The sequence below is a fragment of the Clostridium boliviensis genome, from assembly GCF_033342255.1.
Classification (GTDB): Bacteria; Bacillota; Clostridia; order Lachnospirales; family Lachnospiraceae; genus Lacrimispora; species Lacrimispora boliviensis.
The window spans coordinates 36,901-57,880 of record NZ_JAWONS010000221.1; the positions used below are offsets into that span (position 1 = coordinate 36,901).

At 41.8% G+C, this 20,980-nt stretch carries 19 protein-coding genes and 1 tRNA gene; 5 read left to right on the top strand and 15 right to left on the bottom strand.

Features of this window, described 5'->3' with window-relative positions:
• Window positions 1–56 precede the first annotated feature (56 nt).
• From RZO55_RS14325 to upp, 3 genes are all read left to right on the top strand, one after another.
• A complete protein-coding gene (locus RZO55_RS14325) occupies window positions 57–872 on the top strand; it encodes a polysaccharide deacetylase family protein (RefSeq protein WP_318064949.1) in 816 nt (271 codons plus the stop codon).
• A gap of 72 nt (window positions 873–944) precedes the next feature.
• A complete protein-coding gene (locus tag RZO55_RS14330) occupies window positions 945–2,270 on the top strand; it encodes a uracil-xanthine permease family protein (protein WP_318064950.1) in 1,326 nt (441 codons plus the stop codon).
• A gap of 31 nt (window positions 2,271–2,301) precedes the next feature.
• Window positions 2,302–2,931: a uracil phosphoribosyltransferase gene (gene upp / locus RZO55_RS14335; protein ID WP_318064999.1), complete on the top strand. Its 630-nt coding sequence runs from the start codon at window positions 2,302–2,304 to the stop codon at window positions 2,929–2,931.
• A gap of 74 nt (window positions 2,932–3,005) precedes the next feature.
• On the opposite strand, the gene RZO55_RS14340 is transcribed toward upp, so the two are convergent.
• From RZO55_RS14340 to RZO55_RS14350, 3 genes are read right to left on the bottom strand one after another with little or no spacing between them, the layout of a single operon-like run.
• Window positions 3,006–4,337 (bottom strand): sodium-dependent transporter, encoded by a 1,332-nt coding sequence (locus RZO55_RS14340; RefSeq protein WP_318064951.1) that lies wholly within the window; start codon window positions 4,335–4,337, stop codon window positions 3,006–3,008.
• A 7-nt stretch (window positions 4,338–4,344) separates the two neighbouring features.
• Window positions 4,345–5,028: an acyltransferase gene (locus RZO55_RS14345; protein WP_318064952.1), complete on the bottom strand. Its 684-nt coding sequence runs from the start codon at window positions 5,026–5,028 to the stop codon at window positions 4,345–4,347.
• Between the two features lie 11 nt (window positions 5,029–5,039).
• Window positions 5,040–7,094, bottom strand: a complete 2,055-nt coding sequence (locus RZO55_RS14350) for a DNA topoisomerase (protein WP_318064953.1) — start codon at window positions 7,092–7,094, stop codon at window positions 5,040–5,042.
• 196 nt (window positions 7,095–7,290) lie between these two features.
• Here RZO55_RS14350 and RZO55_RS14355 point away from each other — a divergent pair, with 196 nt between their 5' ends.
• Window positions 7,291–7,770 carry a YbaK/EbsC family protein gene (locus RZO55_RS14355; RefSeq protein ID WP_318064954.1) on the top strand — a complete coding sequence of 160 codons (480 nt, stop codon included), beginning with the start codon at window positions 7,291–7,293 and terminating at the stop codon, window positions 7,768–7,770.
• 2 nt (window positions 7,771–7,772) lie between these two features.
• Here RZO55_RS14355 and RZO55_RS14360 read toward each other — a convergent pair whose 3' ends face one another.
• The 5 genes from RZO55_RS14360 to RZO55_RS14380 form a co-directional block, all read right to left on the bottom strand.
• Window positions 7,773–8,663, bottom strand: coding sequence for a DMT family transporter (locus RZO55_RS14360; protein WP_318064955.1), 891 nt, complete (start codon window positions 8,661–8,663; stop codon window positions 7,773–7,775).
• A gap of 74 nt (window positions 8,664–8,737) precedes the next feature.
• Window positions 8,738–9,799, bottom strand: a complete 1,062-nt coding sequence (locus tag RZO55_RS14365) for an aldose epimerase family protein (protein WP_318064956.1) — start codon at window positions 9,797–9,799, stop codon at window positions 8,738–8,740.
• A gap of 66 nt (window positions 9,800–9,865) precedes the next feature.
• Window positions 9,866–10,954 (bottom strand): aspartate-semialdehyde dehydrogenase, encoded by a 1,089-nt coding sequence (gene asd, locus RZO55_RS14370; protein WP_318064957.1) that lies wholly within the window; start codon window positions 10,952–10,954, stop codon window positions 9,866–9,868.
• A 160-nt stretch (window positions 10,955–11,114) separates the two neighbouring features.
• A complete protein-coding gene (locus RZO55_RS14375) occupies window positions 11,115–13,349 on the bottom strand; it encodes a DNA gyrase/topoisomerase IV subunit A (RefSeq protein WP_318064958.1) in 2,235 nt (744 codons plus the stop codon).
• 11 nt (window positions 13,350–13,360) lie between these two features.
• Window positions 13,361–15,280: a DNA gyrase/topoisomerase IV subunit B gene (locus RZO55_RS14380; RefSeq protein ID WP_318064959.1), complete on the bottom strand. Its 1,920-nt coding sequence runs from the start codon at window positions 15,278–15,280 to the stop codon at window positions 13,361–13,363.
• 159 nt (window positions 15,281–15,439) lie between these two features.
• Here RZO55_RS14380 and RZO55_RS14385 point away from each other — a divergent pair.
• Window positions 15,440–15,510: transfer RNA gene (locus RZO55_RS14385), tRNA-Gly, on the top strand.
• 172 nt (window positions 15,511–15,682) lie between these two features.
• Here RZO55_RS14385 and RZO55_RS14390 read toward each other — a convergent pair.
• From RZO55_RS14390 to RZO55_RS14420, 7 genes are all read right to left on the bottom strand, one after another.
• Complete coding sequence (locus RZO55_RS14390) at window positions 15,683–16,156, bottom strand: hypothetical protein (protein WP_318064960.1); 474 nt, start codon at window positions 16,154–16,156, stop codon at window positions 15,683–15,685.
• Between the two features lie 24 nt (window positions 16,157–16,180).
• On the bottom strand, window positions 16,181–16,939 hold the full coding sequence (locus RZO55_RS14395) for an RNA polymerase sigma factor (protein WP_318064961.1): 759 nt from the start codon (window positions 16,937–16,939) through the stop codon (window positions 16,181–16,183).
• A 271-nt stretch (window positions 16,940–17,210) separates the two neighbouring features.
• Window positions 17,211–17,552 (bottom strand): FAD-dependent oxidoreductase, encoded by a 342-nt coding sequence (locus RZO55_RS14400; protein WP_318064962.1) that lies wholly within the window; start codon window positions 17,550–17,552, stop codon window positions 17,211–17,213.
• The gene (locus RZO55_RS14405; protein WP_318064963.1) at window positions 17,462–17,947 is read right to left on the bottom strand and encodes an FAD-dependent oxidoreductase; all 486 of its coding nucleotides are present in this window, start codon (window positions 17,945–17,947) and stop codon (window positions 17,462–17,464) included. Before RZO55_RS14405 ends, RZO55_RS14400 begins: the two co-directional genes overlap by 91 nt.
• A complete protein-coding gene (locus RZO55_RS14410; RefSeq protein WP_318064964.1) occupies window positions 17,944–18,195 on the bottom strand; it encodes a hypothetical protein in 252 nt (83 codons plus the stop codon). The genes RZO55_RS14405 and RZO55_RS14410 overlap by 4 nt, the downstream gene beginning before the upstream one ends.
• 203 nt (window positions 18,196–18,398) lie before the next feature.
• Entirely contained in the window at window positions 18,399–18,674 is a 276-nt protein-coding gene (locus RZO55_RS14415; protein WP_318064965.1) for an acylphosphatase, read from the bottom strand.
• Window positions 18,671–20,821 (bottom strand): EAL domain-containing protein, encoded by a 2,151-nt coding sequence (locus RZO55_RS14420; protein ID WP_318064966.1) that lies wholly within the window; start codon window positions 20,819–20,821, stop codon window positions 18,671–18,673. Before RZO55_RS14420 ends, RZO55_RS14415 begins: the two co-directional genes overlap by 4 nt.
• Window positions 20,822–20,980: the final 159 nt, after the last annotated feature.

Below are 20,980 nucleotides of genomic sequence, written 5' to 3' on the forward strand. Positions count from 1 at the left end.
TCCAGTATTATGATATACTGCTATAAGAAAAAACAAATTGATCTGAGGTGATAATTATGAAACATCATATTCTTTTAATAACTTCCCTTCTGTCCGCGCTGACACTTTCCGGGTGCAGCCACCGAAACTATGTAACACCAGATTTGTCAGGCATTCAGACAACCGTAAGTTCTTCTGCAGAGAATCTTACCACCACTGCCATAGAGGTCCAGAATGAGTCAGAAAGCACCAGCTTAAGCACAGACGCAAAATCAGTAATTGATACCGCTGTTTACATTTTTAAGAATGACAAGGTGACGATTGAGTATCCAGTCCTTACCCAATCAGCAGATGAATCCAAATTAGAGGCAGTCAACGCTCTTTTAAAAAACAATGCGCTGGAAATCATCAAAGCATATTCCATTGATCCCACAAAAGACAGTCTCAACGTCAGCGCAGATATTATTTCTGCCGACAGAAACAGGATCAGTATTGTCTATACCGGAATGCTGTCTGCCGACGGGGCCGCTCATCCCACGAATGTGTATTATACCAGCGTAGTGGATTTAAAAACACTCCAAAACATCAGACTGTCTGATTATGTAGATCCAAAGCTCCTTGCACAATATGTGCTCTCTGACCAGTGTAAGTTTTATCAAACGTCTGGCGAACTTACCAATGCCCTGATGGAAGCGCGGACCAGTATGGACGAAAAAACGTATACCAGTATTTTCCAGAAAGCTGATTTCTCTTCCGGACAGCCGCAGACAGAAAGCTCTGTTTTTCCAGAATCCTTTAGTTATGAGGATAAGGGAACCATTATTGTTTCTATACCAGTACCTCATGCTTTGGGGGATTTTGCGCTTATTGAATATACTCCTGAGACAAAATAACAAAAATAGTTGCTAATTATCCCTTTCTCTGATAAAATAGGACGGAAAAATAAAAAGAAACGGGGTATTATCATGAGTAACAACGCAAAATTGACAACCCGAGACTATCTGCTCAGCATTCAGCATCTTTTCGCCATGTTCGGCGCAACCGTGCTGGTACCCTTACTGACAGGTCTCAATCCATCGCTGGCATTATTCTCTGCAGGCGTTGGCACCTTAATATTCCACTGCTGTACTAAATTTAAGGTTCCTGTGTTTCTTGGTTCTTCATTCGCATTTCTGGCCGCAGTTTCTGCAATTATCCGACCAGAAGGAACCGTGATCCCTGAGAACGTACCTTTAGTACAGGGTGGAATTATTTTTGCCGGTCTGGTTTATCTTCTCTTCTCCCTGATCGCATACATTATTGGTGCAGAAAAAATCAAGAAGATTTTTCCTCCTGTTGTAACTGGTCCTGTAATTGTAGTCATAGGAATCAATCTGGCAGGTACGGCAGTCAGTGATGCAACTGGTAATTTAAGCCTGGCTGACGGAGTAACACCTGCTATTGCGCTGAATCTGGGAATTGCGATATTTACATTATTCGTAGTAATTCTCTGTTCCATCTTCGCTCATGGTTTTTTCAAGCTGGTTCCGATTCTCATCGGAATAGCGGCAGGTTATATCCTTTGCATCATTTTAGGAGCATTGGGTATTTACCACATGGATTATTCTGCTATTACAGCTGCATCATGGATTAATATCCCATTTGTAACAAAGGATTTAAACGGTGTACCATTTATGTCAGTTCCAAAATTCAGTTTAGGTGCCATACTTTCCATCGCACCCATTGCCTGCGTTACATTTATGGAACATATTGGAGACATCACCACCAACGGCACGGTTGTAGGCAAAGATTTCCTAAAGGATCCAGGACTTCACCGCACATTAATGGGTGACGGTGTTGCTACCCTGTTTGCAGGATTTTTAGGCGGACCTGCCAACACGACTTATTCTGAGAATACCGGCGTTCTGGCAACTACCAAAAACTACAACCCCAGACTTCTTCGTGTCACTGCCGTATTTGCCATTATTCTGGGACTTTTCGGAAAAGTTGGCGCTATCCTTCAGACAATTCCGGGTCCGGTAAAAGGCGGTGTGGAGATCATGCTGTTTGGAATGATTGCTGCTGTGGGAATCCGTTCTCTGGCAGAATCCGATTTAGATTTTACACACAGCAGAAATTTAACCATCGTTGGACTTATCCTGGTATTTGGATTGGGACTTGCCCAGCTTGGAGGGCTTAACATTGTAATAGGCTCTGTAACATTAAACATCTCAGGTCTTTTCATCGCTGTTATCATAGGTGTCTTTATGAACCTGATATTGCCTGAAACTCCTGATACAGCAAGAGATTAAAGAAAGGAATTAACTTATTATGGATTCAATTATGGACAACGTAACAGTTTTTACCCACCCGCTTATTCAGCATAAAATTTCAATTTTACGAGACAAGAAAACAGGTACCAACGAATTCCGTGCTTTGATTGAGGAAATCGCCATGCTGATGGGATTTGAAGCATTAAGGGACCTTCCCTTACAGGATGTGGAGGTGGAAACTCCCATTGAGACCTGTATGACTCCCATGATTGCCGGTAAAAAGATGGCTATTGTTCCAATCCTCAGAGCTGGTCTTGGGATGGTTAACGGAATTCTGGCACTTGTACCGTCTGCCAAGGTAGGACATATCGGATTATACAGGGATGAAAAAACTCATGAGCCCCATGAGTATTACTGCAAGCTCCCAAGCCCCATCGAACAGAGAACCATTGTTGTTACTGATCCTATGCTTGCAACCGGCGGATCTGCTATTGCGGCTGTTGACTTTATCAAGCAGTACGGCGGAAAACACATCAAATTCATGGCCATTATCGCTGCTCCGGAAGGCTTAAAACGGCTTCATGAGGCACATCCGGATATCCAGATCTATGTAGGACATCTGGACCGTCAGTTAAATGAAAACGCTTATATCTGCCCAGGTCTCGGAGACGCTGGCGACCGTATATTCGGAACAAAATAGGATTAAAATAAACAGCCCGGTATGATTGCCTTCTCAGGCAGAACATACCGGGCTGTTATTATGTGAAAAAGAAATCAGCCGATTCCCTTATATACAATACTTAATATGAATACAAGCAGTGCCAGTAATACGTAAATGTACTTCGCTGTAAAAATAAAATAAGACCCAAGAGGTTTATCCCGTCCCTTATTTAACTCTTCCAGGATTGTCTCCTTCTTTAACACCCAGTAAATCATTACAGCACACAACACCGCACCAAATGGTACCACATAAACGGTGATGTAATCCATCCAGGCACCCATATACGGTTCATATTCAATAAAAAGACCGATGATGAATACGATGGAGCCTACAAATGCAATGGCTGCTTTCCTCGGAACATGTAAGTGTGTCTGAATCGCTTCGGAGCAGACTTCAAACATATTCACCAGAGATGTGACTCCTGCAAATAGTACGGAAAGGAAAAATAATACTGCTATCACTCTGCCCGCTGGTATCTTTGCAAACACCTTCGGTAAGGTAATAAACATTAACGGCGGTCCGCTGGCCGGATCCATCTGAAATGCAAACACTGCCGGAATAATAGCAAAACCTGCCAATAGAGCGGCAATGGTATCTAAAAAAGCAGTGGTAACAGCCGCTTTGGGTATATTCTCTTTTTTGTCCAGATAGCTTCCGTAAATCACCATTCCTGATCCTGTAATCGACAGAGAAAAAAATGCCTGCCCCATAGCCATAACCCAGGTTTCCGGCTTTTTTAAAAGCTCCCACCTTGGTATCAGAAGATATTTATATCCTTCCAATGCACCCGGAAGGAAGAAAACACGGACTGCAATCAGTAAAAAAAGGACAAAAAAAGCAGGCATCATAATTGCGTTCACTTTCTCAATCCCTTTTAATACCCCGCCTGCCAGTACGGTTACGGTTATGATCACAACGATAAGATGCCAGGGTACACTTCCAAAATGCCCTGTTGCCCTGGAAAAATAATCTGCTGTTTCTTCTTTTAATATAACACCGGATAAGGAACCCCATAAATATCTTAAAATCCAGCCCACGATAATCGCATAGCCAATGGCAATACCGAATGAACCGATCAAAGGAACCGCTCCCAGAAAAGATCCACCCCGTTTACCCCTTGTCTTTAACGCGTAGTCATAAGAACCGATGGGACCAGTGCCGGTGAGTCTGCCAAATGCAAACTCACCGGATAAGCCAACAAGACCGAACAAAAATATAAAGCCAAAATATACCAGTAAAAAGGCAGCACCTCCATACTGTCCCAGGCGGTAGGGAAACATCCAGATGTTTCCCATGCCAACCGCCGACCCGACAGAAGCAAGAATAAATCCAATTCTGGAACCGAATTTTTCTTTCCCCTCCTGGGTGTGTTTTCTTTCGTTCATCTCAAATTTATTCCTCAGTTATATTTTTTTCTACAATTTCTCCCTGGTTTTTGTAGATCTTATTGCCATCTACACAGGTTCTGACACAAGAAAGCGGATAAACAGCTGCCTTTGGTCCGATCACTGTACCAGGATTTAAAACAGCACCACAGCCGATTTCTGCATAATCACCAAGAATTGCGCCAAACTTCTTAAGACCAGTTTCGATGTCTCCATCTTCTGCATGTACAGTCACAAGAGATTTATCTGTTTTTACATTAGAAGCAATGGAGGATGCGCCCATATGAGACTTATATCCTAAAATAGAATCTCCAACATAGTTGAAATGAGGAACCTGCACTTCATCAAAAAGAATGGAATTCTTTATTTCAGATGAGTTTCCAACGACTACGCGGTCACCGATGATTGCATTACCTCTGATAAATGCACAATGACGGATCTGAGCATTCTTTCCGATAATCACGTTCTCACCCATACAAGCTGTTGGCGGAAGATTAACAGACTTATGAATCCAGACTGCTTTTCCTACATGCACATATTCATCTTTTGGAAGACGCTGTCCCAGAGAAACGATAAATTCGCTGATCTTAGGGATGATTTCCCATGGATAAGTGGTCTGTTCAAATAATAATTTGGCCAATGTATGGTCGGTATCAAATAGGTCCTGGTTTGTCATATCTTCTTTTTTCATATTATAATCTCCTATTTCTGTTTTTTATAATTAGCTGCCGCAGCATCAAATACATTACGCAGATCGTAATGATTATTAAGCTTTAATACCCAAGCGGTACGTCCGGCAACAAAATTCTCCAGTTTCTGCATATATTCTTCTGAGGTTATGCTGCCCTCTGATACATAGGTTAATCCCTTTTCCCAACTGGCGGTCAGCTCGGGATTAAGAAGCTGTCTGATGGAGGCGTTCACCACATCAAAAATCATCTCTCCTAACAAAGTAGGAAGAATTACCTGGGTTTTGGTATTCAGTGACAGATAGCCAATATGAAACAGCTTTTTTAAAATCTCTGCTCTGGTCGCACTGGTACCGATCCCGCTGCCCTTAATCTGGGCACGCAGTTCTTCGTCTTCAATCAATTGTCCCGCATTCTCCATAGCGAGAATCATAGATCCTGATGTGTAGCGTTTTGGCGGAGAGGTTTCTCCTTCTTTGATAACCAGATTTTTAATTGGAAGCTTCATTCCCTTTTTCAACGAGCCAAGCATGGCAATAAATGCAGGATTGTCCATTTGTTTTTGTGATGTCTCTGAATTATTCTCATCCTGATTTTCACTTTCAGTAGAGGCATCTGAAGCCTTCTCATCTACTTTTTTTCTGCTGCCGGACACATCCGCCACTTTTAAAAATCCTGCTTCCAGCATTACCCGGAAATTTGTATAAAAGTGTTCTTTGTCTGATTCCAGTTCCAGCGCATACTTCTGATAAATGGCGGGCGGGTAGAAAATACTCAAAAACCTTCTGGCAATAACTTCATAAACTTTTGCTCCCAGAGGGGTTAAGCCTCTTAGGGCCGAAAGACCCTGACCAGTGGGAATAATAGCATAATGGTCTGTAATCTGCTTGTCGTTGACGTATCGGGTTTTATCGATCGTCTTATAAGCTCCCCGGTTTAATGCCTCTTTTGCAGCCTCCGCTAAAGGCTCGAATCCATTTAAGCCGCTGATATTCTTGTGAATCTCTTTGGCCACTGCGGTAGAAAGAACCCTGGCATCCGTTCTGGGGTAAGTGACCATCTTCTTCTCATAAAGTTCCTGAACTACTTTCAGTGTCTCATCAGGACTGATCTTAAACATCTTAGAACAGTCATTCTGAAGCTCAGCCAGATTATAAAGGAGCGGCGGATTCTTAGTCTCCTTTTTCTTTTCCACTGAAACGACAGATGCCTCCATGGGATCTGCCTGAGAAAGTCTCTCAATTAACTCTTCCGCATGCTTTCGTTCTTTAAAGCCATTCTCTTTGTAAAGATAAGGTGATTCATAAAACTTAGAACCTGGCGCACTCTTCCATTCCCCGTCAAAATCCAGATCTTCTCTGGTAAACGTACCGATCACACGGTAAAACGGTGTCTTTACAAAATCCCGGACCTCCCGTTCTCTCCGTACCACCATTCCCATTACGCAGGTCATAACCCGCCCGACAGAAATAACGGTATTCTTCCCGCTCTTTAAATAATTTGATATATGCTGCCCATATCTTAGTGTAAGCAATCGTGAAAAATTAATTCCCATAAGATAATCTTCTTTTGCACGCAGATATGCGGAAGCCGAAAGATTATCATATTCCGCCTCGTCCTTTGCCTCACGTATACCTCTTAAAATTTCTTCTTCTGTCTGAGAATCAATCCAGACTCTCTTCTGCTTTTTCTGATTCACACCTGCCATCTGGGCAACCAGTCTGTATATGTATTCTCCTTCTCTTCCGGAGTCAGTACAGACATAGATTGTATCCACATCAGTCCGGTTCAGCAGACCGCTCACAATTTCAAATTGCCTGGCTGCGTTTGGAATCACTTCATATTTAAATTCTTTTGGAAGAAACGGCAGGGTGGACAGGCTCCATCGCTTATATTTAGGATCATAACGTTCCGGATAGCTCATCGTGACCAGATGTCCCACGCACCAGGTGATAATTACCTGGTCAGCTTCCAAGTATCCGTTGCTGCGTCTTCCGTTGATCTTAAGCGCATTTGCGAACTCCTGGGCCACACTTGGTTTTTCTGCGATATATAACGATTTTGACATAAAACTCCCTACTGCTTTGTGATAGTAACCGTTCTATTATACCATTAAACTTCATGAATAGCAAATATTTCTGACAACTCTCACCAAAAGGCACATCAAAATTTATTATAACATTGATAAAATTGAATATCAATGGTACAATGATTAACAATTTACTTAAAATTCTATTACATTAAAGCAAAGGAGTGTTCGTCTTATGTCAATACAGAAGGTAAAAGAATATTTTAAAGAATCCGGAAGAGACAGTGATGTTATGGAGTTTCCAGTTTCCAGTGCAACTGTAGAATTAGCGGCAAAGGCACTTGACGTAATTCCTGCAAGAATTGCCAAAACCATGTCCTTTCACGCCCACGAAGAAAACCGCTGCATTCTGGTGGTAACAGCTGGAGACATGAAAATTGATAATGCAAAATTCAAAAAAACATTTGGAATTAAATCAAAAATGCTGGCAGCAAACGAAGTGGCGGCCTTGACCGGTCATGAGATCGGGGGCGTATGTCCCTTTGCTAATCCGGACTGTGCAGCCACCTACTTAGATGTGTCACTTCAGAGATTTTCTTCTGTTTTTCCAGCTGCCGGCAGTTCTAATTCTGCCATAGAACTTACAAATGAAGAACTGTTTCTGTTTTCTCATGCAAAAGAATGGGTAGATGTCTGCAAGAGTATGGAGATCTAAAATCAGGCAGATGGCTTTGCTGGTTTTCTGTATTCAGACAGGATAACAGCCAGGAACAACAGGCTGCAGCCTGTAAGCAGCTTTAAAGTTACCGGCTCTCCCAGAAGAAATACGGAGAACAGCAATCCAAAAACCGACTCAAAGGACAGAATAATTGAAGATGTATTAGGGCTTAAATGCTTCTGTCCCATATTCTGAAGAAGGAAACAGATCATGGTACTGAAAATACCAAGATATAAAAGACTGATGGCCATCGATTGGTCGATTACAGTCAGTTTCAGACTTCCCTCCAGACAAGGAGCAATAACCCAGCTTAACCCGGCCGCCACGCCCATCTGCAGCACGGTCATTAGAATAGGATCATAAGTTTCTGCATACCGCCCGACAAAAACGATGTGGAAAGCGAAAAACAGCCCGCAAATAAGAGTCAGTAAATCTCCCACATTCACGCTTAAATCTCCCTCAAGCGATATAAAAGCCAGTCCGATGACAGCAATAACAGCGGCTCCCACATTGTTCTTTAGTGGTTTTTTCTTATTAAAAAACCAATGTAAAAATGGAACCAGAATCACGTATAGAGTGGTTATAAATGCATTTTTACTGGCAGTGGTGTACTTAAGCCCATAGGTCTGAAAAAAATAACTGGTAAATAAAAAAAAGCCAAGAATCACTCCGCAGAGAAGTTCTTTTTTCCCCACTCTCCTTAACCGCTTCCAAAATACTGCAGCAAGTGCCGCAAACGCGATGGTAAACCGCAATGCCAGTAAATAGGTCGGGGATATAACATCTACCGAATTTTTCATCACGGCAAACGCACTTCCCCAGATAATCGTCGTGATAATCAGTCCCATGACTGATAGTGCCTTTATTCCATTTTCATTCACTTTATTCATATGTATACGAAAAGCATCCTTTCACAAAGGTACAGGGGCGCAGTCATCTGCGTCCCTGAGTTTTTATCAGTTCTTTACTGAATTGTGGAAAATTTGTATATAGTCGTTGTCTGATATTCCTGCCCTGCTTTTAAGATTGGGGACGGAAATTCAGGTGTATTCACTGCATTCGGATAATACTGGGTTTCAAAGCAGTAACAGCAGCGTTTGTTATAAACAGCACCGCCTTTTCCAGTCATCTGGTCATTTAAGAAATTAGCGGTATAAAACTGCATACCTGGAAGATCTGTGTATACTTCCATCCGGATACCCGTCTGATCCGACTCTGCGGCTGCACTTAACGCCAGCTCCTTTAACGGATGATTGAGCACCCAGTTATGGTCATATCCATTCCCAAAAACAAGAGCTTCATAATCTGAACGAAAATCCTGTTCAATTGGTTTCATGGTGGTGAAATCCATGGGCGTTCCCTTTACCGGAGTAAGTTCTCCGGTGGGAATTGAAATCTCATCGGCTCTTGTATATGTATCGGCATCTATCCAGACACGCTGCTTTAATGCATTTCCGGCATCATGTCCATCCAGATTAAAATAGCTGTGGTTGGTAAAGTTTGCTACCGTATCCTCATCGCAGATCATATGATAAGAGATCTCCAGGCTGTTATCGTTTGTCAGGGTATACGTTATGGTAATATTGGCATTGCCGGGATATCCCTGATCTCCATCTGGCGAAAACAGAGAAAAGCTCACACTGGTTCCAATCTCATTTACTTCTACTTCGCTGTCCCACAGACGCGTTCGGTAAAGATCCGGACCACTATGTAAGTTATTAGTGCTGTTATTAGCCGTAAGTTTGTATTCCTTCCCATTAATCGTAAACTTTGCACCGGCAATACGGTTGGCATTTCTTCCAATGGGAGCTCCAAAATGAGGCGGGTTGAGCAGATAATCAGATACGGAATCAAACCCTAATACCACATCTGTCTCCTTTCCGCTCTTGTCAGGCACAATCATAGTTACCCAAACTGCACCCAGATTTGTAAATGAAGCAGAAACTCTGTTTTCATTCACCAGTGTATACAGATACACTTCTCTGCCATCCGGCATGTTTCCCCAAAGCTCTTTTTTATATGCCATATTACTTCCTCCATATACCTATTTTATAAAAGCTCTCTCCTGGACAGAGAGAGCCTCATAATCCAGTTAATCTCTGGCGTTAATATATCCCTGAGCTGTTAAAAGCTCTGCACAGAGTACTGCACCTCCGGCTGCCCCGCGAACGGTATTGTGGGACAGACCAATAAATTTGTAATCATAAACAGAATCTGTTCTTAACCGGCCCACAGAAATACCCATTCCGTTTTCAAAATCAACGTCAAATGTTACCTGAGGACGATTATCTTCTTCTAAATACTGAATAAACTGCTTTGGAGCACTTGGAAGGTTCAGTTCCTGCGGAAGTCCTTTAAAGTTCATCAAACGGTCTATTAATTCCTGTTTTTCAGGCTGCTTGCGGAATTTTACGAAAACTGCTGCTGTATGGCCATTGAGAACAGGTACTCTGATACACTGGCACGTAATCACAGGCTCGACTGCCTTGACAATCTGGCCATTCTCTATGGTTCCCCAGAGCCTAAGCGGCTCCTGCTCGCTTTTTTCTTCCTCACCGCCAATATATGGAATAATATTGCCTTCCATCTCCGGCCAGTCTGCGAAAGTCTTTCCAGCTCCTGAAATTGCCTGATAAGTGGTAGCTACTACTTCGTATGGTTCGAACTCTTTCCATGCAGTCAGAACCGGCGCATAGCTTTGAATGGAACAATTGGGTTTTACTGCAATAAATCCCCGCTGTGTGCCCAGGCGTTTTCTCTGGTCTTTTATTATTTCAAAATGCTCCGGATTAATCTCAGGAACTACCATCGGTACATCCGGAGTCCAGCGATGGGCGCTGTTGTTGGACACAACCGGCGTCTCAGTTTTTGCATAAGCTTCTTCAATCGCTTTGATCTCTTCTTTTGTCATATCAACTGCGCTGAATACGAAATCCACTTCTGCTGCAACTTTTTCGACCTCATTCACATTCATAACTGTCAGATGTTTCACTGCTTCCGGCATAGGAGAAGTCATTTTCCAACGGTCTCCAACTGCATCTTCGTATGACTTACCGGCTGAACGGGGGCTGGCTGCCACAGTCACCACCTCATACCATGGATGGTTCTCAAGCAGAGATATGAATCTCTGTCCAACCATACCGGTAGCTCCCAATATACCAACTCGCAACTTCTTTTCCATCGCTTTCTCCTCATTTCTTTTCATTTTGTAATACTATAATACGCTAAATTCTTAACTATCCTATAACAAAGTGAAAAAAAAATCAATATTTATTCGTGAGAAAAATACATTTGTGCGTGGCGCAAGGACATTTTCTTCAAATGTGTGTTGCAGTAAAGCATTAAAGGCGCACTTTGCTGCCTTTTCCATCTCTCTTGCTAATCTTTAAGCGGTTTAAATGAACTTCTTTTTCTTTATATTGTATCACTGGTTCGTCTCCCAGCAAGTAAACTGTTTCCAGAGTTTCACCTGGTGAAAGTTTAATACCTCTTACTCCTCTGGCATTCTTTTTCATCTCAGGAATTTCTTCTGTTGTAAAACGCAGAAATATACCTGAAGAGGTCTGAAGCACGGTATCCGTCTGTCCCTCATATGGGAGCACCATGATCAGCGTATCATCATCTAACAGCCTGGTAGCAGCGACGGTCCGGTTATTGGTCTCAAATTCTTCTCCAGGAACCATCTTAACCAGCGCCTGTCTGGTAGCAAACAGGAATTTCTTCCCTTTTAATCCGGCTGCATGGGATAAATAGATAATTTCTTCCCTGGTTCCGTCAAATTTACTTAGATTATCAATGGGAGTACCTTTATCCCTTAGTTTACCGCCTGGTATGTCCAGTACTTTTATCTGGTGTAAATTTCCAGTATTGGTAAATATACAGATCTTATCCGTATTCAAACAGTTTACCACAAAAGGATTCTCTGTTTCAATGGTTTCTTTATTTCTGTCGTAAGTATTTTTATCCAGTACCTTGCAGTATCCAAACCGGTCCATTACAAAGGTGATTTCTGATACAGTGACTGCTGCCTCGTCATAGACAGCTTCCTTGCCATCCTCAATTAATGTTTTTCTTGGAGTACCATATTCGGATTTGATATAATTTAAATCCTTCTTAATGACCTCAGCCATGTTCTTTCTGCTGGAGAGGATTTTTTCATATTCCTTTATCTTAGCAAGAGTCTCCTTGAATTCCTTTTCCAGCTGGAGAATCTCCAGTCCGATCAGCTTATATAAACGCATCTCAAGGATTGCACTTGCCTGCTTCTCCGTAAAGGATAACTTTTTCGCGTCTGCTTCAAACCCCTTTACCCGGAATGAGATATTGGAAGTATCACCAGTCATCAGACAGTTTTTGGCGTCCTTTAGATTTTTTGATCCTCTTAATACAGCAATAATCAAATCAATGATATCGCAGGCCTTTATCAGTCCTTCTTTGATCTCTTTCTTTTCCAGTTCTTTGTCCAGGAGAACCTGATATTTTCTGGTCGCATTTGTATATTGAAATTCCAGATAATTTTTAAGAATTCCTTTTAGATTAAGAGTTTCCGGTCTTCCGCCTGCGATTGCAAGCATGTTTACGCCATAGGTGTCTTCCAGTTTTGTCTTTTTATAGAGAATATTACGGATCTTTTCTACATCAGCGTCCTTACGAAGCTCCAGAACGATCCGAATTCCATCTTTATTCGACTGATTGGAGATATCCACTACATCGGTAAGCTTTTTATTCTCAACCAGATCTGCTACATCCATCAAAAATTTGTTAATTCCTGCTCCAACCATAGTATATGGAATCTCAGTAATAATCAGCTTGTCCTTATCTGCCTTTCGTTTTCCAAGCTCTACCTCGATTTTTCCCCGCAGCTTGATCTTTCCCATTCCTGTTTCATAGATAGCCGGAAGATCGCTTTTATTTGCAATAATCCCGCCTGTGGGAAAATCAGGCCCAGGAAGATATTCCATCAGTTCTCCTATGGATATATCCGGATTGTCAATATATGCCTGAACTGCATCAACCACTTCCCCTAAATTATGAGGGGGAATGCTTGTGCTCATACCGACAGCGATCCCTTCTGCACCGTTAATCAGCAGATTGGGAACTCTTACGGGCAGAACCTCCGGTTCTTTTTCCGTCTCATCATAGTTGGGTATAAAATCTACGGTTTTATCCAGATCTTTTAAATAGACCTCTTCAGCAAATTTTTCCAGTCTGGCCTCTGTATACCGCATGGCGGCGGCCCCGTCTCCTTCTATGGAACCGAAGTTTCCATGACCGTTTACCAGTGGAACTCCTTTTTTAAATACCTGAGACATCACCACCAGGGTTTCATAGATGGAGCTGTCACCATGGGGGTGATATTTACCCATGGTATCACCCACAATACGTGCTGATTTCCTGTGGGGTTTATCATGATTTAAATGCAGCTCACTCATATCATAAAGCACGCGGCGCTGTACCGGTTTTAATCCATCTCTCGCATCCGGGATTGCTCTTGCTGTAATGACACTCATGGAGTAGTTCATGTAGCTTTTCTGCATTTCCTCGGAATATTCTGTTTTTATAATTTTTTCTGCCATATTCCTTCTCCTTACGCATCAATCTCCGCTTCGTCCGCATGTTCATAAATAAACTGCCGTCGTGGGAGTACATCACTTCCCATAAGCATTTCCGTTATTTCTGAGGCCATTCGTGCGTCTTCAATCTCCACCTGTTTGAGAACACGCCGTTCGGGGTCGAGAGTTGTCTCCCAAAGCTGCTCTGCATCCATCTCACCAAGACCTTTGTAGCGCTGCAGGGTGAAATCACCAGTATGTTTTTTCCGGTAACGTTCCAGCTCTTTCTCATCATACAGATACTGTTCTTCACCCCGTTTTGGAATCACCTTGAACAGAGGAGGCATAGCGATATAAACATGTCCATCGTAAATTAACTCCGGCATAAAACGATACAAAAAGGTTAACAGCAACGTATCAATATGGCTGCCATCCACATCGGCATCCGTCATGAGAATAATCTTGTCGTAACGAAGTTTTGTTATATCAAAGTCATTGCCGTAGCCTTCAGAAAAGCCACAGCCAAAGGTATTAATCATAGTCTTGATTTCCGCATTGGCCAAAACCTTATCAATGGAGGCTTTTTCTACATTCAGGATTTTACCACGGATGGGCAGAATTGCCTGATACAGTCTGTTTCTGGCCGTTTTAGCAGAGCCGCCGGCCGAATCTCCCTCAACGATAAATATCTCACATCTGGATGCATCCCTGCTCTCACAATTGGCCAGTTTCCCGTTGCTGTCAAAGGAAAATCTTGACCTGCTGAGCATGTTTGTCTTAGCTTTCTCTTCCGCTTTTCGAATTTTAGCTGATTTTTCTGCGCAGCTGATAACGGACTTAAGAACTTCTAAATTCCGGTCAAAATATCGCTGCAATTCTTCACCAGCTACCGTAAAAACCGCTTTTGTGGCGTCTGCACTGGCTAGCTTTGTCTTTGTCTGTCCTTCAAAAATCGGATCAGGATGCTTGACTGCAATAACAGCCGTTAAACCATTTCTGGTATCTGCTCCTGTAAAATTAGAATCCTTTTCTTTTAAAATACCAAGTTCTCTTGCATAGCTGTTAATCAGCTGAGTAAATCGGGTCTTAAAACCAGCCAGATGGGTTCCGCCCTCCTGGGTGAAAATATTGTTGCAGAATCCAAGTATGTTCTCTTCAAAGGTGTCTACAAACTGTATCGCAGCTTCCACTTCGACCTTATCAACGATTCCCTTAAAATAGACCGGGTCATGAACAGCCTCTTTACCATCATTTAACTCTTTTACATAAGCGACAATTCCTTCCGGCTCATAAAATTCTACTTTCTCCTCTTCTCCCTGTCTCTTGTTGGAATAGGTGATATGAAGATTGGGATTTAAGTACGCCGTTTCATGAAGGCGGCTTTTTAACCATTCTGCTTTAAATCGTATCTTTTCAAATATTGTCTCATCAGGGAGGAAATTGATTTCCGTTCCTGTCTCTTTGGTTTTCCCTAACGTGGGAAGCAGGCCATCCACCAGATCCACCGTTGGTATGCCCTGCTCATATTTGTCATAATGAATCAGACCATTCTTATATACTTTGACACTCATGTAAGCTGATAAAGCATTTACCACGGAAGAACCAACACCATGAAGCCCTCCGCTGGTTTTGTAAGCATCATTGTCAAACTTGCCGCCTGCATGAAGAGTGGATAAAACAACCCGTTCTGCAGAAACACCTTTTTTGTGCATCTCAACCGGGATTCCACGTCCGGAGTCTTTGACTGTACAGGACCCGTCTGCCTCCAGTGTCACCCAGATATGACTGCAGAAACCAGCCAGATGCTCGTCCACTGCATTATCAACAATTTCGTAAATCAGATGATTCAGTCCCTTTGTCCCAACACTACCTATATACATTCCCGGACGTTTCCGCACCGCCTCAAGGCCTTCCAGCACGGTAATACTATCCGCATTATACTGCGTTTTCGCCATGATACTCCTCCACATCTTGTATTATCAAAACCCATTATACAATGGTTTTTCCATTTTTGGCAAGTTGATGGGGAATTTTTTACCAATTTTCAAAAAAACCTATTGATATATTCCTGACTGTTATGCTATAATACAGAATGTGTCAAATAGCAAGAATATGCAGATATAGTTCATTGGTAGAACATCAGCTTCCCAAGCTGAGGAGGCGGGTCCGATTCCCGTTATCTGCTTCAAACCTTTGATTTACAAGGAAAAAGAGGACATCCGGAATGATCTGGACTGTCCTCTTTTTTTTGGTTTGACACCACTCGGTTTGCAAGTTATTAAACGTCAGATCGGTGATTACGAATTCCCCCATGCCAGCCAAGTATACAAGGGGGATTTACTATAGCCCATTTTTATTTATTCCAATACTTCTGCATTATCAAATGTAACCCCTTCATCTAGATCCTCACCGTTGCCAGGTTCTTTAATATGGAACATTTCATCGTTAATGCCAAGGAGATTGATCTGCAACGGATAGCTTTCCATAATTATGCCGTCATAATAAATGGTCACGGTATCGCCTGCATTGAGTGGTTTGCTGTAATCAGCGATATTAATACAAATAGCATCTCCCGAGCTGCGGATATCTTCACCTTCATCGGGCATCACGATTGCTTCGTCCCCATCAATGCTGGCAATTTTGCCTTTGAACTTCACAACACCAGGCGCTTCAGTACCATCGGGGATTTCACTTTCCTGTGTTGGCGCTGTTATAGGCGTTTTGTTTAGAATGGATTCTTTCGAGTCGGTGTTAATATAGGCGTAAGCAGTTATACTGAGACACATAACGCACCCAAGTGTCATCAACATGATTGTTTTATTTTTTTTCATTGTTATTCTCCTCTTCATTTTATTTTAGCATTTTGTTTTGCGTTTTGTTGGCAATTTATCTGAATTTCTAAAAAATACAATTAAAGCTGTTACCGACAACAAAAAACATATACCGAGCACAATAACCCACGCATCAATTACTGGTGGTGTTGGAATATTGACAGGATTCTCCATTTCTGGGATTTCAATGTTTTCTATATCAAATGCACGAATCAGCTTATAAACAAAGCCTGTGCCCAGCATGATGACAAGCGCAGCCATCGTAGAAAGCACGGCACGCAGTTTTTTAATGGACATATTATAGGTCCATTGAATTGTACCGATCGGCTTCTGCAGCATGTGGGATATTTCTTTATGGCTCATACCACCTAACACCTTCAACGTAACAATCTGCTGTTGTTTTTCGTTCAGAGATGAAATCATACTGTAGTAGTTTTCCATATCGGCAAAATCCTCGATACTTTTGTCAACAACTGGCAGTACTTCGGCGATAGTGCTAATGTCAATAGTATGCTTTTCCTTGCGGAGCAGCATAAGCGTTTCGTTTTTAACCACAGAATAGAGCCATGTCAGCGCATGCGCTTTGGGAAATTTGTAAGGTTCCAGGCCAAATAACTTGATTAGCGTATTTTGGACAGCGTCCTTGCTCAGCTCATCGTTGCCGGTAATCGAATATGCCACGCCGTACATAATACGAAAATACTGTTGGTACAAAAGTTCAAACCCACGCGGTTCTTTGTTTTTTATCAAATCAAATATGGTATCAATTTTAACTCTATTCATTACTGCCTCCTTTATAATTATGTTATTTAGATGCGTAAGCATTGTTATTTTGTTGGTTTTTTTATATTTAACTCGCTTAAATATATATGGGCAGCATTTTCTGGCTGATTTCGAAATAATATTTAGGGCGGTAACCCTCCCTCTGTTTTAACGGTGACATAATTTTACTTCTATTCTGAATTTTCAGCAAGGAAAAAGACGCTCATAGCTGAACGTCTAAATATGAAAAAATAAATACCATGTTTAGATTCCCCCTTGAATCTCCTTATTTCTAATTTATCACCTTCACCATTGAAGTCAATCCTATCCCCTTATTCAGCAGCCCCCTCAACCACTTCCTTAATATATCAGTATCTATCTTATCAAGGACAATTCCTCCAGCTTTTAAACCAAGTGCCACCGCAGTACCTGCTGCCTGCCCGGTAGCAAAACAGGGACTCATAATCCTTACAGAGGACATCATGGCCCGGTCTGCACTGATGGTCCGGCCTGCAACTGCTAAATTCTTAAACCCTTTCGGAATCAGACAGCGATATGGAATCCCATAGCATTCACCGTTCCTGTACTTGGAATTTTGATATAGTTTCTCATTTTCTGCGCCCTCATCAGGCATTGACGCATGAATATCGATGGGATAGGAATAGTGTGAAACAGTACATCACAACCGCTGTCCGTTACCAGATCATCCATAACACGTTTTAAATGCTCCGGATCGATAGGATACCAGTCAATCCCTTCTATTCGGTCCGGCTTCCGGTCATAAAAAGGGCTTTTATATCCGTCTTTTTTCAGCTCCTCTAAAATCTCCCGTCCAATTCCTCCAATTAAATCCTGTTCCCCGTTTGTAAAAGGACCAAATGCAGGTACACTGGCTAACGTTGCCATTCCACCGAAATAGGCCTCCTGCTCAATTAACAGCGTATTACAGCCACTTCTTGAGGCTGCTACAGCCGCTGCTACTCCGGCTGGACCTCCGCCTGCCACGATTACATCATATTTTTCTTTCATACTCCAAAACTCCTTTTTCTCTCTTCAATCAATCGGACTGCCAGATTCGCGCCCATACGAATATGACCGTTATCAGAAGGATGTAGCAGATCCGTACTCAAATAGGTGAAATCCTTTAATACCTCTTCTCCTTTAATCAGATGAAATCTCTGATCTCCCACTGCTGATGCCGCCTGGTTTATAGTTAATATCTGATACGGAAGGGTTGTCTGGCCCTTTTCCGTCAAATACAGTCTGACCAAATCCATAGCCATATATATGAGTCGTCACTTCCCCATCCTGATAAGCAGTAACGACTGAGCTGTCTGCTGTGATCTTTTTGATGGAGCGAAGATGCCGACTATCTAATGTTCAAAATCCGAAGATCCAGTTCATAGTCTGTACACATTTATAAAAAATCCCAGCAAATACAAGTTTCCTCGTAAATGCTGGGATTTTCTAAATTTTAATTTTATCTTATCTGAAATACAGATTCATATCTGACAGGTATTAAATCTGCCTCATAACTATCGACCCTGATAAAGCGATCCCCTTTTAGTATCTCAAATAAGTGATCAATTTTCTCTCGTTCCCCCTCAACTTCCATCTCCACACGTCCATCATCCAGATTCCTCACCCAGCCTGCCAGTTTTAGCTGATTGGCAAACTGCATGGCTCGGAAGCGAAAGCCAACACCTTGCACTCTTCCACTGACATAGATATGCTGTCTGATTATTTCTCTGTTCATGTATTCACCGCCTTATATTCATCTTGCGGAACCAAAGTTACTGTTTCTTTAAGAAGTTTTTCAAAGGATTCCACTGGCATCGGTCTTGCAAATACATATCCCTGCACAATATCGCATCCTGCAGTTCTTAAGAAATCAACAGTTTCCGTATATTCCACCCCTTCTGCAATCGTTTTAATCTGAAGTTCCTTCGCCATACGAATGATGTTGGATATAACAATGCGTTCCCTTCTGATATCATTGCTTTTTCTGAAGAACATGATATCCAGTTTGACAATATCTATGGTTAGATTCTTTAAAAGGTTCAAAGAAGAGTATCCTGCTCCGAAATCATCCAGGGAGCAGATGAATCCCTTTTCATGAAGTCTTGCCACCAGACCATTAAAAACAGTATCATCCGTAAGCATAACCGTTTCTGTAAATTCCAATTCCATCACACCGTCCGGAATCTCGTATTTCTCCTTAATACTTCCATAATAATCCACAAAATCATCTCTCAGGATCCCTACTTTTGAAACGTTCACAGCCAGGTTAATAGGTTTTCTTCCTGATTTTAAATACTGGTGCAGCCATTGGCAGGACTTTTCAAACATATAGCGATCCAGCAGAATGATTTTTTCGTCCCGTTCCATAATTGAAATAAACTGTCCAGGCAGTATGGTTCCTCTCCTGGGGTTCTCCCATCTTACCAGTACTTCTCCTCCTACGATCTCATTATTCTTCTGTATAGAGACCTTAGGCTGTATAAAAATCCGAAATTCCTGTCTTTTAATAGCACCTTCCATTTCGGATTCCAGCTCAGATTCATCCACAACCTTGTCCCGCATTTCCTTATTGTAAATACCGAACTGGTTTCCAGGCAGGTTTTTTGTATATTTTTGTGCTATGTTGGCACGGTTTACAATGTTGTCTATGGATACATTCCTGTCCTCTTCTTCCAGGAAATAAACTCCCATACAAAGCTCCGTAGCGATTCTTTTATTATAAGACAGCTCCTTTTGACGAAAATCTTCAATCAATTTTTGAAAGCAGTTTTGCAGCTCTGTCCTGGATTCATATTGGTAAAGTCCTGCAAAATTATCTGCAGACACTCTGCAGAACAGGGAATTCTGCCCCGAACATTTTTGCAGCAGACCAGCAATCTCTATAAGAATCCTGTCTCCTTCCTCATATCCAAGAACATCATTAATAAATTTAAATTTTTTGATATCACAATACCATACCGCATAACGCTTCAAGTCAGCGGTCCGCAGGATTCGCACCGCTTCTTTTTTAAATGAATGAAAATTCCGGCTGCGGGTCAGGGAATCCGTATAGGCGATGTTCACCAATGTCTTCTGATTTGCTGTAATTGTCCTGTATTGTTTGTAGAAAAAGACAAAAAACAAACCTGAGGATATCAAAATCATAATTCCTATTCCAACAGCCATCTCCATATGTATGCCTTGCAAACCTGATTTCGGGAAAACATTCAGCAAATACCAGTCATTGTATTCCAACGGAATTAAAACAGTATAATCATGCTTATTCTTTGTAAAATCCAACTCCGATGATGTCTGCTGGTGATTGGTTATCATATCATAAGTCTTATTTCTTATACTATTCCAGTATATTGCATCACGATTACCATTGGCTGCTATGAAATACCCTTTGTTATCTAAAACAGCGCAGATCCCAACTCCTGCCAGGGTCTGGGTATTTAACATCTGGTTCAGCATATCACGGGCATTCCCTGCGTAAAGATATCCCAGGGGCTGATTCTTTTCCCCCCTTATCATTACTGTCAAATAGGTATCTTCTCTGTCTAATCTTGACCAGTCAAGCTTTCTAGTATACTCAATTTTCATGCCTTCCTTCGAAAGATTCATACGGTCAATGATTTCCGGAAGCTGTCTGGCATGTTCAGAATCCATGCCTCTAAAACCTGCTGCTATGGTATTCAGAAGGTGTATGTCTCCTTCAATTTGGCTTTTTACCGTAAACTGATTTTGCTTTGCTGCACTATAATAATCATAATTATTTTCTATTTCATTTTTCCGTATCATATAGAATAGAAAACTCAAACAGCAGATAATCAGAAACAGCCATAGGAGTACAGGAATCGCCATATCCAATTTTCTAATCCTGATCTCATCCTTAGCATGCATAAAAGTCAGACTCCTTGTAGAAATATAAACTGACATCTGGTTCTTTTATGTTAATTATAGCTTTTTATGGTACGTTTGGCAATGATTACATAATCTAAGTTTTTTTTCATAAAAGGGTTGATTTTTCACATTCTATTTGTTATACTGTCAAAGGTTCGG